Here is a 6,774-nt window from a genome sequence, read left to right as displayed (position 1 = left end):
ATTAAAAAGTTACCATCAAACTAGATGATAACTTTTTAATATTATTTGCTTAATAATGCTATGAAAATTGAAAGAAATAATAAAATCATAAGTATAGAAATAACCTTATCCATATATGAAACAGAAACATCTATATTTTTATAAAGTGAATCTCTAATAGTTTTTTTAGGGATTTTTTTCTCATCAACATTCTCTTCTTTATTTAAATTTTCTTCCATAAATTAAAGTCCTCCATTATTTTTTAGCTAAATATTTTCTTACATCTAGTGATACTGCTACAATTATTATTAGTCCTCTTATTATAAACTGCCAGTAAGCATTTACACCTATAAAATTAAGACCATAATTTATAACTTGTAAAAGGATAGCACCAAGTAAAACTCCAGGAATTGTACCAACTCCACCAGTAAATGAAACTCCTCCAACAACACATGCAGAAATTGCATCAAGTTCATAGTTAAATCCAGTAGCTGTAGTTGTAGAACCAGCTCTTGCTGCTTCTAAGAACCCTGCAACACCATAAAGCATTCCTGAGATTACAAATATGGCTATGATATTTCTAGCTATATTAACACCTGATACAGCCGCTGCTTCAGTATTTCCACCAATAGCAAACATGTTTTTACCAAGTTTTGTCTTATTCCAAATAAACCACATTATAATAGATATTATTGCTAAATAAAATATAAGATATGGTATTTTAAACTCACCTATTTGAAAACTTCCTGTTACAAACTCTAAATATCTTTCATCAAGATTAGCAACAGGTTGAGCACCAAGTGGAGGTCTATCTATATAAAGACACGATATTCCATATGCTATAAGTTGTGTTCCAAGTGTTATTATAAAAGCATGAACCTTAAGCTTAGCGACTCCAAATCCATTTATAAATCCAAAAATACCACCTATAACAATAGCTGCAATTAATGGAATTACTAAAGGTAACATAGGTAAATCAGGATACATTCTTGAAGCATAAGTTGTCGATTGTAATAATGATGCTGAAACTATAGCTGTAAGCCCAAGTATTCGCCCAGCTGATAAATCAGTTCCTTGCAGAACAATAAGCCCTGCAATACCTAGTGCAAGTATTCCTCTTGTTGAAGCTTGACTTAAAATATTTGTTAAATTTCTAAATGATAAAAAACTAGGTTCCTTTATAACAAAAAATACTATCATCATTGCAAGAACTATATATAATGCATAATTTAAAAGAAAATTCTTTAGACTTTCTTTATTAAAATTAATTTTTTTTAATTTATCCATCTCTATTCCCTCCTTAAATAAACTTAGCTGCAAGTTCCATAATTTTTTCTTGATCTAAATCTTTAGTTTCTTCAATCCCAGCAATTCTTCCATTAGACATAACTAAAATCCTATCGCAAATACCAAGAAGTTCTGGCATTTCAGAAGAAACTACTATTATTCCCTTATCTTTATTTGCTAAATTAATAATCAGTTGATATATTTCATATTTAGCCCCTACATCAATCCCTCTTGTGGGTTCATCAAGTAATAGAATTTCAGGTTTGGTTAAAAGCCATCTACCAATAATAACTTTTTGTTGATTTCCACCAGATAATGATTTAATTTGAGTTTTCTGTGATGGTGTTTTTACTTTCATGCTATCAATAACCCATTTAGTATCTTCAGCTATTTGTTTATCATCAACGATTCCAAATTTATTACTATAATTATCTAGATTAGCAATCATTGTATTAAATTTAATATCTAGTCCACCAAAAATACCGGTAGCTCTTCTTTCTTCAGTTAAAAGGGTAAATCCATTTAAAATAGCAGCTTGTGAATTTTTATTATTAATTATTTTACCATGTAACTTAATTTCACCTGAAGATTTTCTGGCTATTCCAAAAATAGTTTCAAGAAGTTCTGTTCTCCTTGATGCTACAAGTCCAGCAACCCCTAAAATCTCACCTTTACGAAGTTTAAAACTAGCATCTATAACTGAAGGTTGATACATTCCAGTTAAATTAGCAACTTCTAAAATAACCTCATTAGGTTTATTTATTTTTGGTGGAAATCTTTCCGTTAAATCTCTTCCTACCATAAGCTTTATTATTTTATTAGTTGTTAAGTTCTTAGCTTCTATAGTATCAATCCACTTCCCATCTCTCATTATAGTAACATCATCTGAAATTCTAAGTATTTCCTCCATTTTATGAGAAATATAAATAATTCCACAGCCATTATCACGAAGTCTATTTATTATTTTAAATAACTGTTCAACTTCATCATGAGTTAAAGAAGAGGTTGGTTCATCTAAAACTAAAAGCTTAGTATTATATGAAACTGCTTTAGCAATCTCAACCATTTGTCTTTGTGAAACTGATAGATTTTTCATTTTAACATTAGGGTCAATATCTATTTCTAGTTCTTTAAAAATTTTTAAAGTTTCAGTATACATTTCTTTTTGATTTATAAATCCAAATTTTGTTTTATATCTTCCAAGCCATATATTATCAATAATATCTCTTTGAAGAACTTGATTTAATTCCTGATGCACCATAGACACACCATTTTCCATTGCTTGCTTAGGATTAGAAAATTTCTGATTTTGTCCTTCTATAAATATTTCACCAGCATCTTCATTGTAAACACCAAATAAGCATTTCATTAATGTAGATTTTCCAGCACCATTTTCACCCATAAGTGCATGAACAGTACCTGCTCTTACATTTAAATTTACACTATCTAAAGCTTTAACACCTGGAAATTGTTTTGTAATTCCCTTCATCTCCAATAAATATTTAAACTCACTCATAATATCACCTCGTAACCTTAATAAAATTAAACATAAATTAATATGTAAGTATTTTAAAATTTAAAAATTCAACCTCAAATTACAATATTCATTTGAGGTTGAAAAATCAATGCTATTTTATATATGGCTTATAAGGAATACGAACAGCAACCTCTGATTCATCAAGTTTATACTCTGTTCCATCTATAGCACTTTTACCAGCAATTAAATTAAGTCCGCACTCATAAAGAGCTTGTGCCATTGCAGGTGCATCTTGAAGAACTGAACCTGTCATAAATCCTTTTGATATTAGATCTTTTGCAGCATCAGTTGCATCAACTCCAACAACTGGAATCATTTTAGTATCATCACCTTTATTTAAGTCTTGAGCATTAAGTGCTGCTATAGCACCTTGAGCCATACCATCATTATTAGCTATAATAACTTCTATGCCTTCATTATATCTAGCAAGCCAAGCTTCTGTAGCATTTTGTGCAAGTCCTTGATCCCAGTTACAAATTTGATTAGCAAGTTCTTCTACTTTTATTCCTGCTTCCTCTATTGTTTTTACTGAATATTCTGTTCTAGCAATTGCTTCTGGATTATCTGGCTCACCTTTTAACATAACATATTGCATTATTCCATCGCCATTTGTATCGAGTTCTTTATTTGCCTTCCAAGCATCTGCTAATATCTCTCCTTGCATTACTCCAGCTTCTTTAGCGTTTGTACCAACAAATAAAGCTTTATCATATGATTTTATAACAGCTACATCTGGTTCTCTGTTAAATAGAATAACTGGAACGCCTTCCTCTTCAATTTTATCTACTACAGCTTGTCCAGCGCCTGTATCAACTAAATTAACCATTAATAAATCCATATCTTTTTGAAGAAGAGTATCTATAGCATCATTCTGAACTCCCTGATCACCTTTTCCATCAACAAACTCAAATTCAACCTTACCTTTATTAGCATCTTCAATTGCTTGTAAACTTTGTCTAACAGTTGAAATATAAGTATCATCAAATTTATATAAACAAACTCCTATTTTAAGAGTTTCTTCTACAGCTTCACCACCTGTACCCTCTTCCTTAGGAGTTTCTTCAGCTCCACACCCAACAGCTATACCACCTATTAATGTAGTAGCTAAAATAAGACCAAATATTTTTTTCATCTTCATAAATATCCCTCCAATTAAAATATAAATTCTTTATACTCTAATATTATAATTATTTGGATGTTTTTTACATTGAAAATTCTTAGAACATATATAAAAAAACTTTGATATTTTTTTATATTAATAGAACGTAAAAAAGACGCACACATTATTTTGATATTTCACAAAATAAGTGTACGTCTATATTTTAAGATAATTAAATTACCTCATATTCATTTAAAAAGAGTTTCCTATTTAGAAGCTTCTTCTATTGCAACAGCAACAGCAACTGTAGCTCCAACCATAGGGTTGTTACCCATTCCGATGAATCCCATCATTTCCACGTGAGCAGGAACAGATGATGAACCAGCGAATTGTGCATCTGAGTGCATTCTTCCCATAGTATCAGTCATACCATATGAAGCTGGACCAGCTCCCATGTTATCTGGGTGAAGAGTTCTTCCTGTACCACCACCTGATGCTACTGAGAAGTATTTCTTACCAGCAAGTAAACGCTCTTTTTTATAAGTTCCAGCAACTGGGTGTTGGAATCTTGTTGGGTTTGTTGAGTTACCAGTGATTGATACATCAACACCCTCTGAATGAAGTATTGAAACTCCTTCTCTTACATCATCAGCACCGTAACATCTAACTTTAGATCTAGCACCGTTTGAGTAAGGAATTTCTTTAACTATTTTAAGATCACTTGTGAAATAGTCAAATTTAGTTTCAACATATGTGAATCCATTAATTCTTGAGATTATTTGAGCAGCATCTTTTCCAAGACCGTCTAATATAACTCTTAATGGTTCTTTTCTTACTTTGTTAGCTTTTTCTGCTATTTTAATAGCTCCTTCAGCTGCAGCAAAACTTTCGTGTCCTGCAAGGAATGCAAAACAAGCTGTCTCTTCTCTTAAAAGTCTAGCTCCTAAGTTTCCGTGACCTATTCCAACTTTTCTGTTATCTGCAACAGAACCTGGAATACAAAATGCTTGTAAACCTTCTCCTAAAGCTTCAGCAGCTTCAGCAGCGTTTGTGCATCCTTTTTTAATAGCTATAGCAGCTCCTAAAACATAAGCCCACCCAGCATTTTCAAATGCGATTGGTTGAGTTTCCTTAACTATTGTGTAAGGATCTATTCCTAAATCATCACAAACCTTCTTAGCATCGTCTAATGTTTTCATTCCATATTGCTCTAATACAGGTGTGATTTGATTAATTCTTCTTTCATAACTTTCAAATAATGCCATTTTAAATTTCTCCCTTCTAATTTATTATTCGTGTCTTGGATCAACTGTTTTAACAGCTTCGTCAAATCTACCGTATTGTCCAGTAGCTTTTTCCATAGCCTCTGCAGCTCCCATTCCTTTAGCAACCATTTCCATCATTCTACCTAAGTGAACGAATCTATATCCGATAATTAATGAATCAGCATCTAATGCTACTTTAGTAACATATCCTTCAGCCATTTCTAAGTATCTAGGTCCTTTAGCTAAAGTACCATACATTGTACCAACTTGTGATCTAAGTCCTTTTCCAAGGTCCTCAAGACCAGCTCCGATTGGTAATCCGCCTTCTGAGAATGCAGTTTGAGTTCTTCCATACACTATTTGAAGGAATAATTCTCTCATAGCAGTGTTTATAGCATCACAAACTAGGTCTGTGTTTAATGCCTCTAATATTGTTTTTCCTGGTAATATCTCTGACGCCATAGCAGCAGAGTGAGTAGCTCCTGAACAACCTATCATTTCGATTAGGGCTTCTTGGATTATACCATCCTTAACGTTTAAAGTTAATTTACAAGCCCCCTGTTGAGGTGCACACCAGCCGACACCATGAGTTAATCCTGATATATCTTTAATCTCTTTAGATTGAACCCATCTTCCTTCTACAGGAATTGGTGCTGAACCATGATTTGGTCCTTTAGCAATTACACACATTTCTTGAACTTCGCTTGAATACATCATATTCATTTCTCCTCCCTAAAAAATAACTTATAGTTATTTGTCCCTAAACACTTAACTATATTTTATATTTTGAATAGCTTGTACTATTTAAAATAATACTGCTAACATGTTCTATTCTACCAAATTTATTGCACTCTAACAATAGTTTTTAAAAAAAATGTTTAAATTTTACCAATATAAACTTTACATATTGATATATATTTTTAATTGTGATATAATTAATAAACAAGCCTGAGTGGTGGAATGGCATACACAGCGGACTCAAAATCCGCCGAGTTTTTCTCTTGAGGGTTCGAATCCCTTCTTAGGCATTAAGCTAAATACAAAGTTAAGAGCATCTTGGAAAATAATCCAAGATGCTCTTTTTATTTTGAATAGTCAGTTTTTGGTCAGTTAAAAATTAAGCTTTTAAGGAAATTATTAATTTTAAAAAAGACTAAAAGGGATATAACTTTTATTAAACTGACTTTGAATTTTATATTTTATTAGGATTGATTAACATAGCATCCAATACTCTAAGCATATATTTACTTAGTTTAATTTTCAAAATATTTTTTTTCAATTTTTTCAGTTTATCACCTTTATCAATCATTACAATTTCACCTCCTATTCTTAATTTCTTAAGTATTTCCATAAAACTTTTTTTTATACATTTTATTAAATAGGCTTAGGTAATTTACTAATAAAACTATGAGTTTTATCACCATCAAAAATTACATTAAGCGAAGAGAATTTTTCCATATCTTCTAAATCAGCATATTCAAAATCTCCAACCTTACCTTTAAACTTTTCAAAATCATTTGCATTAGTTCCTTTCATTATCATATAACTTGCTCCACTACCACCAAGAGCCTCTTCTATTTCTGAAATTTGATTGAAATAGTGATTTG

General features: G+C 31.4%; 7 protein-coding genes and 1 tRNA gene. 1 reads left to right on the top strand and 7 read right to left on the bottom strand.

Annotated features, from left to right (window positions below):
* Positions 1-41 precede the first annotated feature (41 nt).
* The 6 genes from Q0V15_RS10595 to Q0V15_RS10570 all read right to left on the bottom strand — a co-directional run bounded on the left by Q0V15_RS10595 (position 42) and on the right by Q0V15_RS10570 (position 5,884).
* Entirely contained in the window at positions 42-218 is a 177-nt protein-coding gene (locus Q0V15_RS10595; protein WP_297438796.1) for a hypothetical protein, read from the bottom strand.
* Between the two features lie 16 nt (positions 219-234).
* On the bottom strand, positions 235-1,266 hold the full coding sequence (mglC, locus tag Q0V15_RS10590; protein ID WP_297438794.1) for a galactose/methyl galactoside ABC transporter permease MglC: 1,032 nt from the start codon (positions 1,264-1,266) through the stop codon (positions 235-237).
* A gap of 13 nt (positions 1,267-1,279) precedes the next feature.
* Positions 1,280-2,782, bottom strand: a complete 1,503-nt coding sequence (gene mglA, locus Q0V15_RS10585; protein WP_297438792.1) for a galactose/methyl galactoside ABC transporter ATP-binding protein MglA — start codon at positions 2,780-2,782, stop codon at positions 1,280-1,282.
* A gap of 112 nt (positions 2,783-2,894) precedes the next feature.
* Positions 2,895-3,941: a galactose ABC transporter substrate-binding protein gene (locus Q0V15_RS10580; RefSeq protein ID WP_297438790.1), complete on the bottom strand. Its 1,047-nt coding sequence runs from the start codon at positions 3,939-3,941 to the stop codon at positions 2,895-2,897.
* A 227-nt stretch (positions 3,942-4,168) separates the two neighbouring features.
* Positions 4,169-5,167, bottom strand: coding sequence for a GGGtGRT protein (locus Q0V15_RS10575; RefSeq protein WP_297438788.1), 999 nt, complete (start codon positions 5,165-5,167; stop codon positions 4,169-4,171).
* Between the two features lie 24 nt (positions 5,168-5,191).
* Complete coding sequence (locus tag Q0V15_RS10570) at positions 5,192-5,884, bottom strand: iron-sulfur cluster assembly scaffold protein (RefSeq protein ID WP_297438798.1); 693 nt, start codon at positions 5,882-5,884, stop codon at positions 5,192-5,194.
* A gap of 229 nt (positions 5,885-6,113) precedes the next feature.
* Here Q0V15_RS10570 and Q0V15_RS10565 point away from each other — a divergent pair.
* Positions 6,114-6,195: transfer RNA gene (locus Q0V15_RS10565), tRNA-Leu, on the top strand.
* A gap of 346 nt (positions 6,196-6,541) precedes the next feature.
* Here Q0V15_RS10565 and Q0V15_RS10560 read toward each other — a convergent pair.
* Positions 6,542-6,774: hypothetical protein (locus tag Q0V15_RS10560; protein WP_297438786.1), on the bottom strand; the 233-nt coding region annotated here is incomplete at its 5' end.

It is taken from the genome of uncultured Clostridium sp., from assembly GCF_947036855.1.
In the GTDB taxonomy this organism is placed as follows: Bacteria; Bacillota; Clostridia; order Clostridiales; family Clostridiaceae; genus Sarcina.
Note: the sequence above shows the minus strand (reverse complement) of the source record. Positions and strands in the feature narration are given on the sequence as shown.